Raw genomic sequence first — 22,929 nt, 5'->3', positions numbered from 1 at the left:
CGGACATAACTTTTATATAAAGAGGAAGCAGACGTTAGCCGTAGATATTGCTTATCAGATTATGGAAATCCTTTTCATCCATAGCCTTTCTGGGTTTCCCTAAAGACTCTATCATATCTTTGGGAAAGTCTTCTTCAGTCCCGTCTTTTAGCATGATCGGATAAAGTCCGTCAGGGGCATAAAGGATGAAATTGCCCAGTTCCATTATCTTATGAATAATAACATACAGTTCTACATCTTTTTCCGGTCTTGAGATCATCACTCCGGACATTTCTTTTACGGTAGCATCAAAGAAAAAACTAATTGTGGTATTCGACAATTTCACAAGAACGAGCCGAAACTCTTTATCAATCTCATAACTTGGGAATATTTCCAGCACATCCTTTACCGGAACATTCTGTTCTTCTCCTTTTTGATATGCGACAATGTACCATTCTGTTGCCATAGTATTACTGCTTATAGTAAGTAGGTAAAAATAATACTTTTAGCTTAACATCTGATTATTATATTTCACTTTATTAATTCACAGAAATTTTATCTATAGGGGAGAAAGTAGAGGTGCGCCTTTGTGGTCGCGCGAATAAAAAAAGCGGTCTTTGAAAAAATGGGAGAAAATATGTAGGGTTCGTAAGGTTTTAGTTAAAACTAGTGTACTGGCTGTAGGGGCAGTGGCTTGTCTCTGCCCGTTTATTTTACAATCGGGCACCCACAAGGGATGCCCCTCCAAAAAGCCGATTGAACTAGCAGGCTAGTAGACTAGAAACTAATAAACTTGTTATTTTTGTCAGGTTTTAGTTAAAATATCAATTGCCTCCTGCTTTAGCTGGAGGATAACAGAAATAGCAGATAAAAGGCTTCAGCCAAATTAGGATTTGACTAAAGTCTTTTTTTTAACAACCAATAATCCACGACTTAAAAGTCGTGGCAATTAAAAAGCGTGAGGAATGTGAGGTTTTAGTTAAAATCTACTTGTCATACAGAGGAACGAAGTATCTTTTATAGACAGGAGACTCTTCCCTGCGGTCAGAACGACAAGGAGAATAGAAGGAAAATTATTAGTTGTTAACTGATCACTGTTGACTGTTAACTATATAACTTTGTGAGGTTTTAGTTAAAATATTTTATGTGTTTGTATTAACTACGTATTTAAACTAAGAGGCTTTATACAAAACTATTTTGTATTTTTGTTCCCTCAAAATGACATTCAATTATTAATCATGGAAATTGCAAGTAAATACAACCCCGCCGAAGTAGAGGACAAATGGTATCAGTACTGGCTCGAGAATAAATATTTTCATTCGGAGCCTGATAACCGTGAACCATTCACGATAGTCATACCGCCGCCAAACGTCACCGGTGTGCTTCACATGGGGCATATGCTTAACAATACCATACAGGATATACTTGTGCGCCGTGCCCGTATGATGGGTAAGAATGCGTGCTGGGTGCCGGGTACCGACCATGCATCTATCGCTACAGAAGCTAAGGTTGTTGCCAAACTTGCATCCGAAGGGATCAGCAAGAATGACCTTACGCGTGAGGAATTTCTAAAACATGCTTGGGACTGGACTCACAAACATGGAGGTATCATCCTTGAGCAATTGAAAAAACTGGGTGCATCCTGCGATTGGGACAGGACTTGTTTCACAATGGACGAAAAACGCTCCGAAAGTGTATTGAAAGTCTTTGTAGACCTATATAATAAAGGACTTATTTATCGTGGTGTACGCATGGTAAACTGGGATCCTGCGGCACAAACAGCGGTATCGGATGAAGAGGTTATCCATAAAGAAGAGCATGGGAAGCTGTATTACATTAAGTATTACATAGCCCCCCCGACCCCCCAAGGGGGGAGTGAGAGTGAAGCCCCGAAGTATCAGACTGCGAAGTGGGATAACTACAATCTGTTGAAAAAGCATGCAAAGGACATGCGTAAATTCTCTACAGAAGCGGAGAGTGCTTTATGGGAAATGTTGCGTAAAAAACAACTTGGAGATAAATTCAGAAGGCAACAGATAATTGAAAACTTTATTGTAGATTTTGTTTGTCTTGATAAAAAGCTAGTTATTGAAGTTGATGGTAAATATCATAACGACCCGGAAATCGAACAAGCGGATAAATTAAGAGATGAAATTCTAACTGATCTAGGTTACAAAATTCTTCGTTTTACTAACGAAGAAGTAATAGCAGACACCGAAAATGTCTTAGAAAAGATAAGTACCACACTTAATAGCTCCCCCTTCGGGGGAGTTGAGGGGGCTCCTTACATCGTTGTAGCTACCACCCGCCCCGAAACTATTTTCGGAGATATTGCCGTATGTATCAATCCGAATGATCCGAAAACAGCCTATATGAAAGGAAAAAAGGTGATTGTACCTATTGCCAACCGTGTAGTGCCGATCATAGAGGACGATTATGTAGATATGGAATTCGGGACAGGATTTCTGAAAGTGACCCCTGCGCATGATGTAAACGACTATATGCTTGGCGAAAAGCATAATCTTGAAGGAATCGACATATTGAATGATAATGGTACACTCAACGAGTACGGACTTCAATATGCGGGAATGGATCGCTTCGATGTGCGTAAGAAGATTGAAAAAGATTTGCAGGATTCAGGCTTGCTTGAAAAAGCCGAACCATATACCAATAGTGTAGGTTACTCGGAACGTACGCATGTACCTATCGAACCGAAACTTTCAATGCAATGGTTTCTGAAAATGAAACACCTTGTTAAACCGGCATTGGATGCTGTAGAAGATGACACAATTAAATTCCATCCTGCGAAGTTCAAAAACATGTACCGTCACTGGATGGAAAATATCAAGGACTGGAACATCAGCCGACAATTGTGGTGGGGACATCAGATTCCTGCATATTATCTGCCGGAAGGAGGTTTCGTAGTAGGTGAAACTCCTGAAAAAGCACTGAATGAAGCTAAGAAGATCAATCCGAATCTGAAAATGGAAGACCTTCGTCAGGATGAGGATTGCCTTGACACATGGTTTTCTTCGTGGTTGTGGCCGATCTCTGTTTTCGATGGTATCAATAATCCGGACAATAAGGATATCAGCTATTACTATCCGACAAATGACCTTGTAACTGCTCCCGAAATCATTTTCTTCTGGGTGGCACGTATGATCATGTCGGGATATGAATATCGTGGCGAAGCTTGTTTCAAAAATGTATATTTCACAGGTATCGTCCGCGATAAGCAGGGACGTAAGATGTCAAAATCACTTGGTAATTCGCCCGATCCTATCGAACTAATGGAGAAATACGGTGCCGATGGTGTGCGTATGGGTATGCTGCTGACATCGCCTGCCGGAAACGATTTGCCATTTGACGAAAGCCTTTGCGAACAAGGACGTAATTTCAATAACAAGATATGGAATGCTTTCCGTCTGGTAAAAGGATGGGAAGTAAGCGATAGCATAGAGCAACCCGAATCGGCGAAAACAGCGATAGAATGGTTCGAAAATATATTGGCTAAGACCATTGCTGAAATGGACGATTCTTTTGGGAAATACAAACTATCTGAAGCATTGATGACTATTTACAAACTGTTCTGGGATGAATTTTCATCATGGTATCTGGAAATGGTGAAACCTGCTTACCAACAACCGATAGACAGGAAGACCTATGAGGCCACACTCGGCTATTTCGATTCGTTGCTTCGTTTGCTTCACCCGTTTATGCCGTTCATTACCGAAGAACTGTGGCAGGTGCTTACTGAAAGAAAAGACGGGGAAAGCATTATGATATCCGATATGCCAAAAGATACAAATTTCAACGCTGATTTGCTCGCCGCATTCGAAAAAGTGAAAGAAACCATTGCCGGAGTACGCACTATCCGTTTGCAGAAGAATATTCCGAATAAGGAAGAACTAACTTTGGAAGTTACCGGAGATTATAATACTGCATTCAATAGTGTTATACTGAAAATGGGTAATCTTTCCGCTATCTCGGAAGTAAAAGAAAAAGACCCTACTGCTGCATCTTTCCTTGTAGGGACGACAGAATTCTCTGTTCCGCTAGGTAACAATATCGACATAGAAGCCGAACTGAAAAAGCTGAATGACGAGCTTGTCTATTTGCAAGGTTTCCTCAAGTCGGTTAATGCGAAATTAAGCAATGAAAGGTTCGTAGCTAATGCAAAACCTGAGATTGTTGATAATGAGCGTAAAAAGCTAGCCGATGCCGAAAGCAAGATCAAAACGATAGAAGAAAGTATCGCTAATCTAAGTAAATGATAATCACAGATATGAAAGGGAGTTGTGAAAAGCAACTCCTTTTTTAATATCCAATTGGAATTGTTAAAAATGAAACCGTTTAAAATTTAACTATAATGATTCGCATCTTATATCTTATATACCAGTGGCTTATCTTTGTGCCGTTGCTTATTCTTGCCACTATCTGGTGTACCCTCACTATCATTATCGGGTCCACATTGGGTAACAACAAATTCTGGGGCTATTATCCCGGAGTGGTATGGGGCAGGTTCGTATGCATGGCAGCCTTACTGAGGGTAAAGATTAACCGGAACGACAAACTCGATAAGAAGCAGTCCTATGTCTTTGTTGCCAATCATCAGGGGGCATTCGATATATTCCTCATATACGGCTATCTCAACCACAACTTTAAGTGGCTGATGAAACAAAGTCTGAAGAAAATGCCTTTGGTCGGGTTCGCATCGGCTAAAGCAGGGCATGTATTCGTAGATTCATCGAGCCGCAAAGGGATTGTCGATACCATGAGGAATACCAAGAACACATTGAAAGACGGTATGTCCACAGTTGTATTTCCCGAAGGTCACCGGTCTCCTGACGGGAAGATGGCTGAGTTTAAGAAAGGTGCATTTCAGACTGCACTTAGCCTTAAACTACCGATTGTACCACTGACCATCGATGGAGCATATAAGGTATTACCTATTCACTCATGGATAATGAATCCTGCTAAAATAACCCTTACATTTCACGATCCGATAGAAACTACAGGTGTGAAGAATGATGATCTGCCTGAATTAATTGACAAGGTCTATTCAATTATACAATCTTCATTGCCGGAGGATAATAGATAAAGGTAACATTCTATTTGTTACTTGCTATCGGTATTTATAGTCGAGTTCTTCTGTCGACACCCACAGACCTGTTTTCATATCTCTTATTAAAAGAGATGGTAATATAAGCCTGTTCCCTTTTTGGAGCAACTCTTTTCCTTCTTCGGCATCCATATAAAACTCAATCTCACCAATAGGGTTTTCATCCATAAATATCTTTATCGAAGGTGGAAGAGCGCCTATAGAATAGCGGGTTCCTTTTATAGATTTTGAATTGTCCTCAAACACAATATCATATTCTAATACGGAGCTGTCTCTGAGCAGCTTGGTGTCAATTACTGTTTTGAACTTGGGAGGGGTAATTGCTTTAAAGGTAGAGACACCTTTTATAGTATCCGGTTGCTCACCAAATCCTGTATGTATAGTGTATATATTAACTGTTCCGTTTCTATCTGGCTTTACATAATACTCTGTATAATCATCACCTGTCTTAGCCACAACACCATTGTCAGTCCATATTTTCAGTAGATCATTGGGTGTATAGATCGGATTCTCTTTCCCTGTCCAAAGATGAGTAATTGCGGATTTATCCGAATAACCATCACTTATTGGCACGGAAACATAGCTGTTATGTTTTGTTGCACACGAAATGGATATACAAGCTAGGATAAGGATTATTAGAGTGTATTTTTGCGGCATTATTACTGTTTTTGAAATAAAGATGTAATCTAGTAGTTATTTTCATCGCTCCAAGTTAATCATTAAACCCGAACGACTAATATAAACAGCAATAATTTTCTGAGGTTTACTCTCTCAGCAGCAGTGAACTATCCCCATAACTGAGAAAGCGATAATCATTCTCCAAAGCATGTGTATATATCTGCTTCCAGTTGTTGCCACCTACAAAAGCCGACACTAGTAATAACAGCGTGCTTTGCGGCTGATGAAAATTAGTAACTATTCCGTCAACGATCTTGAACTCGTAGCCCGGTGCAATGATGATTTGTGTATCGGCAATAAGTGTAGTCAGGTTATTCCTTTCCAGATAGTCAAGCAGGTTTGATAAGGCTTCTTGTGGCGATAGTACATTTTGTCCTTCCTGATAAGGCTGCCATTGAGAAACTTTCATCTCAGGGTTTGTGTTGTCCTTTAGCGATACTCCCAGATAATGCAGGCTCTCCAATGTGCGAACAGATGTAGTTCCTACAGCTATGATTTTTCCTTTATGGTTTAGTAGTTGTTCTATAACGTCTTTCCTTACCGAGATAAACTCTGAGTGCATCACATGGTCTTTTATCTGCTCCGACTTCACAGGGCGGAATGTGCCTGCCCCTACGTGCAAGGTGATCTCAGCAGTCTTTACCCCTTTTTCGTTCAGTGTGGAAAACACTTCCGGCGTAAAGTGCAAACCTGCCGTAGGCGCAGCGACCGATCCATCTATTTTGGAATACACAGTCTGATATGTTTGTTTATCCTGTTCTTCGGTGTCCCTGTTGAGATAAGGAGGAATAGGAAGTTCACCGAACGCTTCCAGTAATTCCGAGAAGGCAAAATCTGCATTGTCCCAAGCAAAGTCCACGATGTGTGCATCCCCATGTGATTGCAATCTCTTGGCTCTTACGCTGATCGTTTGTCCTCCAATGGTAATTTCTTTTACCAGCTCACCTTCTTTCCACTTTTTCAAGTTACCTATCAGGCAAACCCACGAGCAGTGTTGTGTCTGCTGAAAGTTGAGTAGGTAATCATTCGGACTGTGCGGTTCCAGACAGAATATCTCTATCTCTGCTCCTGTAGGCTTGCGGAAGTGCAGGCGCGCCTGTATCACCTTTGTGTTGTTGAATACCATCAGGCTATCTTGCGGCAGATAGTCCGGCAGACAGATGAATGCGCTGTCTGTAATTTCTCTGCCTTTATGCACAAGAAGCTTCGAGTTGTCGCGTTTTATCAAAGGGTATTTTGCGATTCTGTTGTCGGGGAGGTTGTAGTTGTAGTCCTCTATATGTATTGACTGGGGATTCGATATTTCCACGATTTGCTTTTTTTATCCGACAAAAATAAGCAACTTTGTGTGAATATAAAAGCTTGCGAAGAGTTAGAATAAGAATTTGGAGATATTATGAAGATAGGGGATAAAGTTCGCTTCCTGAATACAACAGGAGGCGGTGTCGTAAAAGGATTTCAGGGAAAAGATGTTGTGTTGGTAGAAGACGGGGACGGATTTGATATCCCCGTACTGATACGTGAGACGGTAGTTATAGAACCTGCTAACGATGCACAGGTGCGTCAGTCGTCGAAACCGACAGATGAACTTCAGCAGAGAGTATCAGCCAAGCCTGTTCCGGTGGAAGAAGAATATATACCCGAAGAAACGAGGGAAGGCGAACAGCTATCGGTACAGTTGGCTTATCTGCCTGTTGATATAAAGAACCTAAGTACTACCGCATTCGAATGCTATTTGGTGAATGATAGTAATTACTACCTGTCGTTCAACTATATGAGTCGCTCCGATGAGGGATGGACAAGCCGCAATACCGGACTGATAGAACCTAACACAAAACTGTTTCTGGAAGAGTTCGACAAAACGGAACTGAATGCTATAGAACATATCTGCCTGCAATTTTTTGCTTATAAGCAGAATAAACCTTTTACCATTAAAAATGTCTATTCTGTAGAGGTACGCATCGATACGGTGAAGTTCTATAAGCTGCATAGCTTCAAAGAGAACGATTACTTTGAAGACGAAGCTATTGTATATCCGGTTGTGCGACGCGATCTGGCAGAAAAAGAGTTGGTTGTATCGGCAGAGAAATTGGAGATAGCGATGAAGCAAAAAGAAGGACGCCCCCGTATACAACCTATTGTGAAGAAAGAGAAGAATGCTATTCTGGAAATTGACTTGCATGCCGATGAACTTTTAGATAGCACAAACGGTTTATCTGCTGGTGACATTCTCGAATATCAACTAAAGACATTCAGAGATACAATGGATGAAAATAAACGCAACAAGGGGCAAAAGATCGTTTTCATACATGGCAAGGGAGACGGAGTCCTTAAAAATGCCATCTTGAAAGAGTTGAAGACAAACTATAAATCGGCCTACTATCAGGACGCGTCTTTTCGCGAATACGGGTATGGGGCTACCATGATAACAATCAGATAACAACTTTTTACTACACGAAAAACGAAACAAAATGAAGAAGAGAATTTTAGCGTTATTGGTAATAGTAGCTACATTCGTTAGCTGTGATAGTGTACAGCAAGGTTTACTCGGTACTTACAATATGGTAAACTGTAAGTATAATTATAAATCCATATCGGGGCTTACGGTTTCGGGAATGAATCTGTCTAATGGCCTTTCATTGACATCTATTCCGAAGTTGACATCTATACTGTCGGGGAATGCATCATCTATTCCTTTGGACTTTACATTGAATCTGAATGTCGAGAATCCAAATCAATCGGCTGCCATGCTTCAGGGGTTACAATATGTATTGAGTATCGACGGCATACAGTTTACTACCGGTTCATTGAACCAGTCACTGAATATCGGCGCAGGACAGTCTCAGACTTTGCCATTGAAGATTGGAGTCGATCTGGCTTCTCTGATGAAAAGCAACTCTAAAGATGCAGTTGTAGACATTGCCAAAAACTTCTTGGGCATAGGTTCGAAAGCATCGAATGTAAGCCTTCAGCTTAAACCATCATTCAATATAGGCGGACAGAATATCACTTCTCCGGTATATATCCCTGTAAGCTTTAGCTTTGGCGGAAGCAAATAACTATCCATCATAAATTCAATACTCTATGGAATACAATATTGTACACAACGAGGCTGAAAGCCGTTTTGAAACACAGATAGAAGGCCTTACTTCCCTTGTGGATTACAAAAAGCGTGAGAACCTCTTTCTGGTGACGCACACCGAAGTTCCTCCGCAACTGGAGGGTAGGGGTATAGCTGCCGCTCTGACAAAGACCTTACTGGATTATATCCGCGAAAACGGATTTAAGGTGCGCCCTGTATGCCCATACACAAAGGCATATATACAACGTCATCCTGAGTACAACGATATTGTAGCAGGGCACGAAGGATAATAACTCCCCAATAATATATAGAGGGCAAATGCAATCGTGTATTTGCCCTTCTTTATTTTGAATAACGCATCACCCATTCCTGCTCTTCCTTTGGTAAACCCGAAAGCACTGCTTTGTAGCTCGGATCGGGATTATACCAGAGTTGCGCGGAATAGTATTCTTGCAGGTCACGTGAGGAGAAGATATATCCCCTGCGGGCAAAAGGCAGATTCTTTAGTATTCTTTTCGAAGTCTCATCTGTGGTTTCTATCGTGTAATCCTCAACATCCATGATAGTAAAAGATATTGAAGGACTTTCTTTATAATCGAAAGGCTGCGGAGTGAATGCTATGGCACGAAAAGCCCTGATTGCCAGTTCCCCTTTAGGCTTGAATTTCTTGGCTTTATAAATAACCTCTCCGCTTCTCATAAGAAAGCTGGTTCGCGTTCTTTTCTGCTCATTATCGGAACTATAGTCAATATAATCGTCCGTAGTTATACTTAGCTTCCGTCCTTTAGCAGTCCATTCCGGATGATCTCCAAAAGCAGTGTCATCAATATAGAAGCTCTGAAATTCCCCCATATCTACGATCAGGGTAAAGTCGTCTATCTGCTTGTTACCCCAACGCATAGCAGCAGTCAGCACATAGTCGAAAGAGTATGAGTAATCTACACTGCCCGACAGGTCACACGTGTAAGTATGTTTGACAATATTCAATCCTTTCTTAAAATTCGCGCTGAAATGATACACATAGAAGAAATCGGCACTCATCCATCCGTAATCTTCCATTGATTGATTTATCTCTTCCGAAGTGATCGCCTTAAACTTTCCATTCTGGTAATACATGGTATCTCGTACCATAGCAACCTTATATGGTAGTTGGATATCATTCATCTCTACAGTAAAGCCATATATATTGGGATGCTGTCCGTTTCTGGGATTCGGATCTACATCGCCACCGGGTGAGAAAGCTTCAAAACCCACAACCACCTGTTTTGCGTTACCCGGATTGTAGAATTCGTAATACACCGATACTTCTACCTGCTTTTTATTCTTCCGCTTGATGGTCAGTACTTCCTTCTTTACCATTATATCTGTTTCTGTAACAGGAATCAACTGGTTGCCACTCACATAATAAGCACCATCGTTAGCATACAGGCTTATTACAGAAAAGAGTAGTAAGGTTAGTTGTGTCAGGCGTTTCATAAAGTCTATTTATACGAAGACTTGTCCCATGTGAAGACTTTAGGTTCTCCGGTCAGGTAAGGTTCTATCTTCTTGTAATCTTCTTCCGATAGATAGTCCTTGATTTCGTATTCTGCTGTCAGACTTGTCGTATTGGGCGACAGGGTGAATTTCATCGGCGTCATATCCAGTGCTGCATACGCATTTATAAAGTCCTGACTTTGTCTGTCTACATCCGGTTTTATAAACCAGTCCTTATTCTTCGCAGGGAACAGGTCAGCCTGTGGAATAGGTATCCACGTTGTCGTATAAAATTGCATCTGGCTATCGCAGACACCGTTGCTGCCACATACGGTTTTTACAAGACACACTATTTTTGAATCATTGATGAGTGGCAACAGCTTTATCTGTATTGTGCCCGCTTCCGATGTTTGCAGAGCAATGTAGTCCGGTGATATTGCCAGTCTTTTCATATCTCCGTATGTTCCCCTGTCTACCACGATCTGTGTCGTATCTTTCGTGTCACTTATCAGCAAATTCTTCTGGGCGGCTTCCAGTCCGAAGACGATGCTTTCAGGCATTGGGAGTAATACACTACCTATTTCCTGTGCCGAAACTGTGAGTATGGTTGTGATAGCAAAAGCTATTGTAAATATCAATTTTCTCATTATTGTCAAATTCTATTCATTGTTAACTGTATACAGTCCCCAAATATAGGAAAAACATTGCTACAATTATTAAAACGAGGTCGAGAGCTTTCCCTTTTAAGTTTTTTTCATGGAAGAAGATCACTCCTCCCATAAACGATATAAGAACACTACTTCGCCGCACCATTGATACGATGGAGATCATCGCATCGGGGTCGGTAAGTGCATAGAAATACACAAAATCGGCAATGGTGAGGAATACCGAAACCAGTACAATACTCCATCGCCAGCTGAAAGGTGTATTCCTCTCCCGCTTAGGGTACCACAATACGGCTACTACAACAAGCATCAGCAGGCACTGATAACTGTTGAACCAGAATTGCACCGCTGTAGAGCTAAACCGTTGCATCAGGTATTTATCATATAGTCCACTGGCGGCTCCGGCTATAGCAGCCAGTATCATAAAGAAGACCCATTTATTCTTGTGAAAGCTGATACCTTCTTTCTTTCCCGACAATGACAGCAGGAAGAACGAAATGATCGTAATAATTACCCCTATCCATTGATACAGGTTGAGCCTTTCGCCGAAGATCAGTAATGCACCTACCAGTGTCATCACCGGACGGGTAGCATTTATCGGTCCTGTGATGGTAAGAGGCAAATGCTTGATAGCGAAATATCCGAAAATCCATGACGTGAGCACAATCACCGATTTTATAAAAATATACCCGTGCGTTTCCCACGAAACTGAAGGTACATAGCCTATCGTACCGATCAGCGTATCAGGCGATGCCTTTGATATAACGACTAAAGGCAGTAGCAGCAAGGAGCAGAAAAGTGTATTGAGAAACAGTACGGGGATAACAGCATTCTCGTGAACCGATTTCTTCTTACATATATCATAACATCCCAGAAAGAACGCCGAAACAAAGGCCAGTGCTAACCACATATTTTATAATTACTGCTTTTATATAAAAGGTTACAAAGGTAACACTTTTGCACCGTTTTTATACTTGGAACTTTCTTTAATCGCCACGACCTAAAAGTTGTGGATTACCAATTTTCTCAAGAAAGACTTTAGTCAAAAGTCCATTTTGGCTAAAGCCCTTTGTTTATCAATCTTGTTGTCCTCCAGCTAAAGCAGGAGGCAATTAATTTTAACTAAAAGCTGACAAACATTACTAGTTTACTCGTTTTTTCAGTCTACTAGCTTGCTAGCATTATTTTCTGTTTTTCGGGCGAACACATGGGTTCGCCCCTACAAGCTCATTCCCTTTTTAGGCTTTGCCCCCCCTCTCACGTTGGAGAGGGTCGGGGTGAGGTGAATTTTAACTAAAACCTGACAACTCTTACAAGTTTATTAGTTTATAGTCTACCAGCTTGCTAGTTCTAAATTTTCCTCCGCCGATTACTTTGCAATTCTTTTTTCTAGTAAACTAGAAACATCGTTCAGCGGAACAAGGTGTAGCTAACTCTATAATCTAGTACACTGGTTATTCAAAGACCGCCTTCTCTTGTTAACTGATCACTGTTGACTGCTAACTGACATATAGATAAACCCACAGAGAAAAAACACATAGTGCATTAAAATCTTAATGACTCTAATGCACTACACAAAACAGATATAGTATCAAATACTATTCTATAAATTATTATTAATGCTTTTCCACTCGCTGATTGGTGGAATCACTTTTGAGCCGATCAACGAGTCCCTCAAGTCGCAAAGATGCTTGTAGCTCTCGTTCAATTCCTTATGTTCTTCGGGTGTTCCCTTTATAGCTTTATAATGTACACCAGCTTTATCCAAAGTGGTTTCCATAGCCATCATAATATGGTTATACTCGCCATCTGACACATACGCACCTACAGGCCAGTTAAAGGTTGCGCCACCCATCGCAGCCTGTATCATTCCCAGTGAAAGTACAGAAGGGCTCTGGAAAGAAGAGCGCCCGCGAAGGTCTATGATTGCTTTTCCTCCCTGTATTACTCTTTGCTTTATATCATTCCATTGTACGGATGTCAAAGCCGATGTCCCTATCAGTTCATCTAATGGTTTTCCATCAACTTTGGTTGTAGATGAAAATACGGCCATCTGTTCGCCATGTCCTCCATACGTACGGCAATTTTCAACCTTATCGGGATCTACATTGAAGTGTTTCGATAGCTCGTTACGCAATCTGGTGCTGTCCAAAGCTGCAAGGGTAGTCACCTGTGAAGGTTTCAATCCTGAATATAAAAGAGCCAGAAGCCCTGTTATATCTGCCGGATTAAAGATAACTACAATATGCTTTACATCGGGGCAATATGCTCTTACATCTTTCCCGAATTGAATAGCAATTTCAGCGTTCCCTTTCAGCAGGTCTTCGCGAGTCATTCCTTCCTTGCGTGCAGCTCCTCCCGAGTTGACTATATATTTACTACCTCTCAATGCTTCTTCAATATTACTGGTATAAGTTATATTCACACCATTAAAACCACATTGTAGCAATTCTTCGGCAACCCCTTCCAATCCTTTTGCATAAGGGTCGTATAAACAAATATCCGAAGACAATCCCATTAAAATAGCCGATTGAGCCATATTAGACCCGATCATACCCGCTGCTCCCATTATTGTGAGCTTTTCAGATGTTATAAATCCCATATTGTTCTGTTTAAATTAGTTTCCTTTTATAACAATCCTTCTTCTAGTATAGTTTGGTATGAAAGAAAAACAAAAGGCTTTATTTAAGATACTTTATCACTCGGGCAGGATTTCCGGCAGCAAGACAATTAGCAGGGATATCTTTAGTGACTACACTCCCCGCTCCTATCGTTGCATTATCACCGATGGTAACACCAGCCAGAATAATAGCTCCGCCACCGATCCAGACATTAGAACCGATTGTTACCGGAGCCGAATATGTTTTCCAGAAAGACGGTGCATCGCCATCATTAGCAGAGCGTGTCAGCCGTTCGTCCGGATTTACAGGATGGGTTACTGCATATATCTGTACGTTGGGGCCTATGCCTGAATTATCTCCTATTGTGATCGTATTGCAATCGAGAAAAGTACAGTTCATGTTTATCTCACAGTTATTACCAATATGGATATTATCACCATAGTCTACATGGATGGGTGCGGATATCCATACATTTTCCCCTCTCGATCCGATTAATTCATCCAGTATCTTGTCAAGCAAAGCTTTGTCTGTAGTATCTGCCAGAAAGTATTCTTTCATCAGCTTTTTTGCCAGATGCCAACGTGTGATCAGTTCTGTATCGCCGGCATCATAGAATTCGCCTGCCAGCATTTTTTCTTTTTCCGTTCTTTTCATAAGGACTGCTCATTTAGAGTTAAGTATCTGCAAAAGAAGAAACCGATTTACCTCCGCAAAAGATAAACCGGCATCTTAGATATTTAAATAATAGATGATTACAAACTCACCAAAGACGAAACCCTGTTTTCGGCTAACCGGTTATCCTTTGGTATAAAGATAAGCAATCTCTGGCTTATTCTTGCTGTACCTGTATTCAGATTATTCCATGCTATAATATCATCTTTGGAAACTTTATAGCGTGACGCTATTTTGGTTACTGTCTCCCCTATCCTTACCTTATGGTATATCTTCATCAAACTGTTATCGTTGGATGCGAGATCTGCCGGAGACAGGGTTGTCTGAACCAACAATGTTTCTTCGGCCTTGCTCTCAGTCACCACGTCTTTTACGGGCTCTGCTAATGCAACAGCTTTTTCTGTTTCGGCTTTGTTATTGTCTGCCAGATATTCTTTAGGCTGCCTGTTATTTCTGAATTTATCGGAAACAGAGTCACCCCAATCTTTTACCGCATTGAGAGCAATGTTCACACCTTTGTTCACACTATTAGTCAGGCGCGACCATATATTTTTCTTCTTTGCTGTATGAGTAATGGTTTTATATTCATAGCTATTGGCAGCCGCTAGCAGCTGTATATGCCTGTAAGCATCTTCATTGTCCCATACTTTCTGCATGGCTGATTCGACCTCTATTTCTTTCAGATAATTATCTATTACGTCAGAAGTCAATGATTCATCGACTGAGATTACCAATAACTCGGGTTCTGACAACTGAGGTTTTTGCGGTTCCTGAACGGCAACAAATTCTATGCGGCGTATTTCCAGTTCCGAACCTGTGCGCACTTTATTCGATTTCAGTCCGTTCCAGTTTTTCAGCTCTGCCAATGTTACATCATTCTGTTTAGCTATTGCCTGCAATGTCTCACCTTTAGCAACTCGGTGATATGTAACCACCATCTGAGCCTGTTTAACACCATAAGTCACAGTTTCGTCTGTCTGAAATATATCTTGTGCATTCTCATCTTCAGCAACCTTATCAGACCTAAAAGACAACTCTGCCAGCATATTGTCATCGCTGTTATCTGAAACAGCCAAAGCATACTGGCTAGGCAGGCTGATTATGTATTCTTTCTTTGATCCGGGAATAATATCATTCTTGAACTGTGGATTGTACCTGCGCAGATCGTCTACCGACAGACCCGTAGCATCGGCAATCTGCTTGAAGCGGACATTCTGATTTACACGCAACATATCCATCGATTCGGGAAAATTGCTTTCAGCCGGATATATATTATGTGTATTGTAGTAGTTCATAATATATACGGCAGCAACAAATGACGGAACATAGTTCCTCGTTTCTTTCGGCAGGTAAGGATAAATCGCCCAATAGTCCTTTTTACCTCCTACGCGGCGGATAGCTTTGTTGATGTTCCCTGCCCCGCAATTATATGCGGCGATAACCAGATTCCAGTCTCCGTATGTAGCATACAGTTCTTTCATGTACCCTACAGCTGCATAAGTAGATTTTACCGGATCGCGGCGTTCATCCACCTGATTGTTTATCTCCAGGTCGTATGCCTTCCCTGTTCCCGCCATAAACTGCCATAGTCCGGTCGCACCCATTCTCGAACGTGCATTCGGATTCAAAGCCGATTCTATGATAGGTATATATTTCAGTTCGGCAGGAAGCCCTTCTTTTTCGAGGATATCCTCTATCAGTGGAAAATAGTATTTGCTGTCTCTCAATATCTTTCCTATTTGCTTACGTCCGTGCTTCACATATTTCTCTATATGATCGCGTACAATAGGATTAAATGATAACTCCATTTCCGTATTCAGAGAGTTTATACGGTTTATATATGTGGAATCGTGAAATGTGACAACAGTTCGGGATGAACAGTTTTCGGGATATACTATATTTTTGTCGTCAGTAAGTAAATGTTCATCATAACTCTGAACAACTTCGTTTGTGGTTAATTGATCCTCTGCTACCAATAAATTGCTATCGCTATTTTGTCCTGCAACAAATAAAGAAAAGACGATAAATAGTCCTGTAAGTGTTAGTCTCAAAATATCTCGCATGCACTTCTGGGTTACATAAACAACAGTCTGTCAAGCATTTTCTTTCGAGTTAGTTGCTTAAACGACGACTGTTATCAATTTAAATTTTTCAAAAGTACACATTAATTTTTAACACAGCACTCAATATTTATATTTTTTATAACTTCGCGATTATCAACGCTTCTGTTTATATTCACCCCATTTCACACTCCCATGACGGTAATAATCAGCAACCCGACACATACGGCGGCAATGGTAGCAACCAGTCCCGGCAACATAAATGAATGGTTCAATACCCATCGCCCGATACGCGTTGTCCCTGTACGGTCAAAGTTAATGGCAGCAACTACCGTAGGATAATTTGGCAAAAAGAAATATCCGTTAACAGTAGGGAAAAGCGCGATAAGCATCCAGGGGGAGATACCTAATGTTATACCCAAAGGCATCAGTGCCCTCACCGTAGCAGCCTGACTGTATAGCAGGATAGACATAACAAACAGGGCTACACCGAATATCCATGGCATAGACCGTACTACGCCTTCGATAGAGGTGCGGAGTTGCTCCATATTTCCATTAATAAATGTATCGCCCATCCACGCGATACCAAATATGGCGACTACAGCCTGCATACCTGCAACAAAGACCGAGCCCTGAGCGGCTTTTATACCATTGGTTTTAGTCGTGAGCAAAATAAGCGCTGCCGCCGAAAGCATAAGTATCTCTATGATAACAGGCATATTAATTTCCTTACCGCTAATATTCCGCAGACTCTCTACCGAACCGAAAAGAATGATAAGGACAGTAGCCAGAATAAAGATAAGTACTGACAGCCCGGCTTTACTCCTGAGTTTATAATCGCCTTTTTCTGCCAATGAATGATTTGAAAATTCACCGTTCTCAAGTCTTTTCAGATACTCGGGGTCTTCGTGTAGCTCCTTCCCCAGTCTCATACTGACCAATGCACCGACCAAAACGCCTGCCAATGTTGCAGGAATCGTGATCATCAATATATCGAGAAGGGAAACATTAAAGCCTGTCAGCATACTCAGTAAGGCCACTGTAGCTGCCGAAATCGGGCTTGCCGTTATTGCCTGCTGCGATGCGATAACCGCAATAGAGAGAGGGCGCTCAGGACGGATTTTTGTTTCATGTGCCACTTCTGCTATTACGGGAAGTACCGAATAGGCAACGTGCCCCGTTCCGGCAACAAAGGTGAACAAGTAAGTCACCATAGGGGCAAACAGCGTAATGCGTTGCGGATGTTTCCGCAAAAATTTTTCTGCGAGAGAGACCATCAAATCGAGACCTCCCGCAGCCTGCATGCATCCTGCTGCTGCTATTACGGCAACTATCATCAGCATTACGTCTATAGGAGGAGAGGTAGGCTCCAGCCCGAAGCCGAAAACCAGAATAGCCAGCCCCAAGCCGCCCATAACCCCCAGACCAATGCCTTGCATGCGGGCTCCTATAATAATGGCAACAAGAATAAACAGAAATTGTATCAGCATATTATCCTATATTTTTTCATCGATATTCATCCCAATCCCTCACAACAAAGCTATGCGGAATATATTAAAAACAAAATAGATAATCCGATGTTCAATGACATATCTATTTGTCTCAAAGATAGCTTTTTCAGCGAATAGCCAACGAAGGATTTTCGAATAAAACCTAACGAAACCTACAGGTTTTCACATCAATAATATTGTCTGGGAATAGAATGATACATCTAAGATTGTTTAATTCCTTTTAATTATTAACTTAGATAACTGATAATGAATCCATATGAAAAATATATTCTTAGTCATACTCTTTTTGTTACCGATAAATATTTCAGCACAAATTTCTCAATCAAGTTACTTAGAGGGAACTTGGGGATTAACAAACTATTTTGATTCAATTGCCTTCAACAAGAAATTAGCAGAATATAGGATTCAACCACCGACATGGTTTGCAATTCTTATAAAAATAGATAGGGATTCTTTAGAATGTTTTGGTTCGATAGAGACAGCTAAATATCCTCTAAATAGAAATAATGACACATTAGTCATCTTATCTTCATCTATAACCGGAGATAATTGGCATTTGATAAGAAAAGACCTCTCGCTATGGCTTATTCCTGTTATAAATAAGGAAAATACAGACACCACAGTTTATACTTTCAGAAAAAGAGACGACTTAAAACCTTGTTTTGAAAACATTGGTTTCTATAGAATAAATGTTGCTCAGTATTTTAATGAGATATTATTCAAGGGAGTATACATAGACATAAAAACAAATCATAAAATCGAATTTGCCGATAATGGAAGATTAATTGGAATTGAAGGATTTGATACATATCAGGTTCGTGATTATTTCGGCACATCGCACCCTCATTATAACATGGATGTAATAACATTCTCAAATACGGATAACAATGAGTTTAAACAATACAATTGGGTGTTTTCCGGAGATGAACTGTTATTAACTGAATTTGTCCGGGAGGAATTAGCCGATGAGAATGGAGACTCCTATGAGGGAGATTTTTTTGTTCTGGGTAAAGAGGAAATAATATTAAAACGCATCAAATAATTCTCGCTGGCGCGGACATCTAGTCATGTCTTACTTAAAAAATCTACGCGAGCAAACTACCAATCTTTATTCTTTCCTTTTTCATATAGAAAATCTCTATAATTATAACTACTTTTGCACCTTATTAAAAAATTGTACCTATGCGTACACTGCAAGAACTCATAAATACGGACGATCCGGCTTGGCCGCTCGTAAAAGAATGGATCGGACTGGCTAAAAACAAGGTAGAAGTATTACCTTGCGATCGCGAACGAGCCGAAAAATGCCTGATCAATACACAAGTTACTACCCGCTCGCCAATGGGCGCCATAATCTACGAAACAGGAGGCTTACTGATAGACAACGGCTGGATACGCATACTCGGCTCAGGAAGTGACAGACTGAAAAGAACGCTCCCCGACTGGAACAAAGGGAAAACATTCCATAATTTCGGAGAACCTGCCCCTTATCTCTTGGTAGCAGATGATGCCATCGGAGGATTTTATGCGATCAATGGGGGATTTCTGGGGCAAGACGCGGGTAATCTGTACTACTTTGCTCCTGAAATGCTGAAATGGATGCCTTTGGAGATGGGCTACAGCCAGTTCCTGCTGTTCTGCTTCGAATCCGACATGAACGATTTTTACGCAGGAATGCGATGGAAAGGATGGGAACAGGAAGTCAGTGAGCTGAATCCTGATCACTCTATCAGCTTTTACCCTTTCTTATGGACAGAGCAGGCTAACGACATCGAGCAGGTTCAGCGAAAAGCGATTCCCATAGAAGAGGTCTACAGCTTCAACATGGATGCAGCAAATACATTTAAATAAACGATAAATAAAGTACAAAATGGAAATGACGGAGAAAGAAATGGATGAGATCATTCAGCCCATACAAAAAACAGATCTTATTTATGGTATAGAAGACAAACCGCCTTTCCGCGAGGCAATGTTTGCAGGCTTGCAACACCTTCTGGCCATATTCGTTGCCATCATAACCCCTCCGCTCATTATTTCCAAAACACTTAATTTCTCCGCTGAAACCACAGGATTCCTTGTCTCTATGGCTCTGCTTGCATCAGGGATTTCCACCTTTATACAGTGCCGCCGTTTCGGGCCTGTAGGTTGCGGGTTGTTATGTATTCAGGGAACAAGTTTTTCTTTTATCGGCGCACTCACCGCTAGTTTTGCCGCAAAGGGAGATATGGGAGAAGCAGCTATACTTGCCGCTATATTTGGAGTGTGTATCGCAGCGGCACCTGTGGAAATGATCGTAAGCCGATTGCTGAAATACACGAAAAAGATCATAACACCGCTTGTTTCGGGCATTGTGGTAACTATGATAGGACTTTGCCTCATCAAAGTGGCCATTGTATCGTGTGGTGGCGGATACGGCGCAATGGCTGTCGATCCGACAGTCGATCCGTCAAGGACCTTCGGCAGCTTGCAAAATCTCGGACTGGCAGCACTGGTATTGGTTTCTATATTAATACTGAATAGCATAAAAAATAAATATGTCCGCATGAGCTCTATTATTATAGGGCTGGTTATCGGATATGTTACTGCATACTTCATGGGATGGGTAGATTTTTCCAATATGGGCGAGGTAGGAGCAATAACGATTCCTCAACCGTTCAAATACGGATTGAGCTTCGATCTGTCCGCTTTCATCGCTGTTGCACTCATTTATTTCATCACATCCATTGAGGCTTTCGGAGATATTACGGCTAATTCGATGATCGGAGGCGAACCGATAGAAGGGCCTAAATTCATGAAACGTGTACAGGGTGGCGTATTGGCAGATGGTATCAACTCAGCCGTTGCCGGAGTATTCAACTCGTTCCCCAATTCTATCTTTGCACAAAACAACGGATTGATCCAATTAACCGGAGTCGCAAGCCGCCGCGTAGGATATTATATTGCTGTATTCCTCATTATACTCAGTGCATTCCCATTCATTGGAGGTATATTTTCCATTATGCCCGAACCTGTTCTCGGTGGAGCTACATTATTGATGTTCGGAACGGTCGCTGCATCGGGTGTACGCATTATAGCATCGCAAAACATCGATAGAAAAGCTATTCTGGTACTCGCGGTCAGTTTTGCCTGCGGACTGGGAGTAGAACTTGTACCGAATATATTATCACAAATGCCAAGCACTATAAGTGGTATCTTTTCGTCGGGAATCACTACCGGAGGTGTTGTGGCAATCATAGCAAATGTTGTTATCCGTATTAAAGAGTAGGACTACTAGTTTTTAGTTGATAGTATACTAGTTTACTAGAAAAAACGCCAAAACTCTAGTAAACTATGAACTAGTAAACTAAGATACTTGTAATAGAAACCAATAAATAATATAGTCATGAAACTACTGAAAGATCGTATCCTGAAAGACGGGAAAAGTTACGAGGGAGGAATCCTCAAAGTAGATAGTTTTATCAATCATCAGATGGATCCTATCCTGATGAAATCCATCGGCGTGGAATTTGTACGCCGGTTCGGGAATATGCCGATAAACAAAGTGGTGACAATAGAAGCCAGCGGTATAGCTCCTGCGATCATGCTCGGCTACCTGCTAGAACTACCAGTTGTCTTTGTAAAAAAGGCTGTACCAAAAACCATGTCGAATATGCTCTCCACGACTATCCATTCTTTCACTAAAGATAAAGAATACACAGTGTCGGTGAGCGGTGATTTCCTTACAGCTAACGATAAAGTCGTTTTTATCGATGATTTCCTTGCAAACGGCAATGCCGCTATCGGGGTTTATGACCTGATAAAACAATCGGGAGCGGAGCTTTACGGTATGGGATTCATTATCGAAAAAAGCTTTCAGGATGGCGGACGCAGACTGCGTGAACTGAATATACATGTGGAATCTCTGGCAAAAATTAAGGAACTGGGAGAAAATAAGATTATCTTTGAAGACTGAAAAATCTAAACCTTAAACGATGAACAGAGAACTGAAAGAGGCTACAGATGAGTACATCAGGGTAATGTCTGACGTATTGTCTACTAACGAAGAAGTAAATGCTGCTTTGCAACCATGCTTCAAAGCCTTGCCTGACAGCAATGAGGATGATGTAAATGAGTTTATGAAACACGTATTTTCGCTTAGCTCGTTGCAGGATATAGAAAGAGCCTCGCTTGCCACTACAATTTGTGGTTATCTCATAGAAAGAGGGTTTCCCGGTGAGGCGATTCTAGGCGATTTCATCGACCTTTATGACAGCTTGCTTAATAAGGCGCTCCCATTCTATAAAATACTTTTCTATCAGCTCAGCAAGATAGATCCGGAAGATGAAGAACGAAATGAGAAAGTAGATGAATTATACTCCGATCTTATCAATGATAAAGAATTGGTGAGTGACGAAGTTTATGTAGCCATCACAGGACTCGATAAATTCTATGCCTGTGGAATCTCCCTTTTCTCCATCAACAAACAGAATTTCTATAAAGCAAAAGAACGCCTACAAGAGAAAGTTGCTTATGTAGGGAATTACAATCAGGGATGTTATTGGTTCAGTAAGCTGTTCGATGTACTTTTTGATGAACCTGTTGTAGTTATCGATATCGACAATAAAGTCGGATTCACCGGAAAAATAAGCGGAATAGCCGATAATTACCAGTTGCAACACCTACTGATGGGCATTCCTCAACTCAACAATGGAGGAAAAGCCATAAACGACGAAGACCTCGCTGTGGTCAATGGTAGTGGTGAGCAGATCACCGAAAGGTCCATAGAAAGCAAATGGAATATGTATAACCTTGAGCTATGTGCGGAGCCGGAATGGAAATCAATCGTGGGGAATAAGGAAAATCCCGGCTTATCCATTGCCTACCGCGATTCTTGGATATGGAGTGAGGGAACACCTAAAGATATTACCATCCATAATGGTTATCGTGTTATACTGCTTGGCATTCCGTCTGTAAGCCGGAGCAGCCGCGTACAGCGAACATTTAAGAACCTGAAAGCTGGCATTGAGATAGAAAGAGAACTGTCAGCCGATGAAATCGACAAATGGCTTAACCATACAATCTGA

Annotated in this window: 20 protein-coding genes; 10 read left to right on the top strand and 10 right to left on the bottom strand. The window is 41.2% G+C overall.

Going from position 1 to position 22,929, the window contains the following annotated elements; translation table 11 throughout:
* Window positions 1-34: 34 nt before the first annotated feature.
* Complete coding sequence (locus tag M2448_RS00405) at window positions 35-445, bottom strand: hypothetical protein (RefSeq protein WP_280644262.1); 411 nt, start codon at window positions 443-445, stop codon at window positions 35-37.
* A gap of 772 nt (window positions 446-1,217) precedes the next feature.
* Here M2448_RS00405 and M2448_RS00400 point away from each other — a divergent pair.
* Window positions 1,218-4,253: a valine--tRNA ligase gene (locus M2448_RS00400; protein ID WP_280644261.1), complete on the top strand. Its 3,036-nt coding sequence runs from the start codon at window positions 1,218-1,220 to the stop codon at window positions 4,251-4,253.
* 95 nt (window positions 4,254-4,348) lie between these two features.
* The gene (locus tag M2448_RS00395; protein ID WP_280644260.1) at window positions 4,349-5,080 is read left to right on the top strand and encodes a lysophospholipid acyltransferase family protein; all 732 of its coding nucleotides are present in this window, start codon (window positions 4,349-4,351) and stop codon (window positions 5,078-5,080) included.
* Between the two features lie 24 nt (window positions 5,081-5,104).
* Here M2448_RS00395 and M2448_RS00390 read toward each other — a convergent pair whose 3' ends face one another.
* The gene (locus M2448_RS00390; protein ID WP_280644259.1) at window positions 5,105-5,674 is read right to left on the bottom strand and encodes a hypothetical protein; all 570 of its coding nucleotides are present in this window, start codon (window positions 5,672-5,674) and stop codon (window positions 5,105-5,107) included.
* A gap of 190 nt (window positions 5,675-5,864) precedes the next feature.
* Window positions 5,865-7,088, bottom strand: coding sequence for an S-adenosylmethionine:tRNA ribosyltransferase-isomerase (locus M2448_RS00385; RefSeq protein WP_280644258.1), 1,224 nt, complete (start codon window positions 7,086-7,088; stop codon window positions 5,865-5,867).
* 87 nt (window positions 7,089-7,175) lie between these two features.
* On the opposite strand from M2448_RS00385, the gene M2448_RS00380 reads away from it, so the two are divergent.
* Genes M2448_RS00380 through M2448_RS00370 form a run of 3 tightly spaced genes read left to right on the top strand, consistent with a single transcriptional unit; the run spans window position 7,176 to window position 9,151 of the window.
* Window positions 7,176-8,219, top strand: a complete 1,044-nt coding sequence (locus tag M2448_RS00380) for a DUF2027 domain-containing protein (protein ID WP_280644257.1) — start codon at window positions 7,176-7,178, stop codon at window positions 8,217-8,219.
* 31 nt (window positions 8,220-8,250) lie between these two features.
* Entirely contained in the window at window positions 8,251-8,838 is a 588-nt protein-coding gene (locus M2448_RS00375; RefSeq protein WP_280644256.1) for an LEA type 2 family protein, read from the top strand.
* Between the two features lie 25 nt (window positions 8,839-8,863).
* The gene (locus M2448_RS00370; RefSeq protein ID WP_280644255.1) at window positions 8,864-9,151 is read left to right on the top strand and encodes a GNAT family N-acetyltransferase; all 288 of its coding nucleotides are present in this window, start codon (window positions 8,864-8,866) and stop codon (window positions 9,149-9,151) included.
* Window positions 9,152-9,203: 52 nt separating this feature from the next.
* Here M2448_RS00370 and M2448_RS00365 read toward each other — a convergent pair whose 3' ends face one another.
* From M2448_RS00365 to M2448_RS00335, 7 genes are all read right to left on the bottom strand, one after another.
* On the bottom strand, window positions 9,204-10,337 hold the full coding sequence (locus M2448_RS00365) for a YARHG domain-containing protein (protein WP_280644254.1): 1,134 nt from the start codon (window positions 10,335-10,337) through the stop codon (window positions 9,204-9,206).
* A 5-nt stretch (window positions 10,338-10,342) separates the two neighbouring features.
* Window positions 10,343-10,984 carry a DUF3256 family protein gene (locus M2448_RS00360; protein WP_280644253.1) on the bottom strand — a complete coding sequence of 214 codons (642 nt, stop codon included), beginning with the start codon at window positions 10,982-10,984 and terminating at the stop codon, window positions 10,343-10,345.
* 22 nt (window positions 10,985-11,006) lie between these two features.
* Window positions 11,007-11,912 carry a DMT family transporter gene (locus M2448_RS00355; protein WP_280644252.1) on the bottom strand — a complete coding sequence of 302 codons (906 nt, stop codon included), beginning with the start codon at window positions 11,910-11,912 and terminating at the stop codon, window positions 11,007-11,009.
* A 693-nt stretch (window positions 11,913-12,605) separates the two neighbouring features.
* Window positions 12,606-13,604 (bottom strand): malate dehydrogenase, encoded by a 999-nt coding sequence (locus tag M2448_RS00350; protein WP_280644251.1) that lies wholly within the window; start codon window positions 13,602-13,604, stop codon window positions 12,606-12,608.
* 79 nt (window positions 13,605-13,683) lie between these two features.
* A complete protein-coding gene (locus M2448_RS00345; RefSeq protein WP_280644250.1) occupies window positions 13,684-14,277 on the bottom strand; it encodes a sugar O-acetyltransferase in 594 nt (197 codons plus the stop codon).
* Between the two features lie 98 nt (window positions 14,278-14,375).
* Window positions 14,376-16,358: a transglycosylase SLT domain-containing protein gene (locus tag M2448_RS00340; protein ID WP_280644249.1), complete on the bottom strand. Its 1,983-nt coding sequence runs from the start codon at window positions 16,356-16,358 to the stop codon at window positions 14,376-14,378.
* A gap of 182 nt (window positions 16,359-16,540) precedes the next feature.
* On the bottom strand, window positions 16,541-17,845 hold the full coding sequence (locus tag M2448_RS00335) for an anaerobic C4-dicarboxylate transporter (RefSeq protein WP_280644248.1): 1,305 nt from the start codon (window positions 17,843-17,845) through the stop codon (window positions 16,541-16,543).
* Window positions 17,846-18,122: 277 nt separating this feature from the next.
* On the opposite strand from M2448_RS00335, the gene M2448_RS00330 reads away from it, so the two are divergent.
* The 5 genes from M2448_RS00330 (at window position 18,123) to M2448_RS00310 (ending at window position 22,929) form a co-directional block, all read left to right on the top strand.
* Window positions 18,123-18,908, top strand: coding sequence for a hypothetical protein (locus M2448_RS00330; protein WP_280644247.1), 786 nt, complete (start codon window positions 18,123-18,125; stop codon window positions 18,906-18,908).
* A gap of 140 nt (window positions 18,909-19,048) precedes the next feature.
* Window positions 19,049-19,717: a DUF2625 domain-containing protein gene (locus tag M2448_RS00325; protein WP_280644246.1), complete on the top strand. Its 669-nt coding sequence runs from the start codon at window positions 19,049-19,051 to the stop codon at window positions 19,715-19,717.
* A 19-nt stretch (window positions 19,718-19,736) separates the two neighbouring features.
* Window positions 19,737-21,131 (top strand): nucleobase:cation symporter-2 family protein, encoded by a 1,395-nt coding sequence (locus M2448_RS00320; RefSeq protein ID WP_280644245.1) that lies wholly within the window; start codon window positions 19,737-19,739, stop codon window positions 21,129-21,131.
* A 117-nt stretch (window positions 21,132-21,248) separates the two neighbouring features.
* Window positions 21,249-21,818 carry a xanthine phosphoribosyltransferase gene (gene xpt / locus M2448_RS00315; protein WP_280644244.1) on the top strand — a complete coding sequence of 190 codons (570 nt, stop codon included), beginning with the start codon at window positions 21,249-21,251 and terminating at the stop codon, window positions 21,816-21,818.
* Window positions 21,819-21,837: 19 nt separating this feature from the next.
* On the top strand, window positions 21,838-22,929 hold the full coding sequence (locus M2448_RS00310) for a hypothetical protein (RefSeq protein ID WP_280644243.1): 1,092 nt from the start codon (window positions 21,838-21,840) through the stop codon (window positions 22,927-22,929).

It is taken from the genome of Dysgonomonas sp. PF1-14 (genome assembly GCF_029892965.1).
Classification (GTDB): domain Bacteria; phylum Bacteroidota; class Bacteroidia; order Bacteroidales; family Dysgonomonadaceae; genus Dysgonomonas.
Note: the sequence above shows the minus strand (reverse complement) of the source record. Positions and strands in the feature narration are given on the sequence as shown.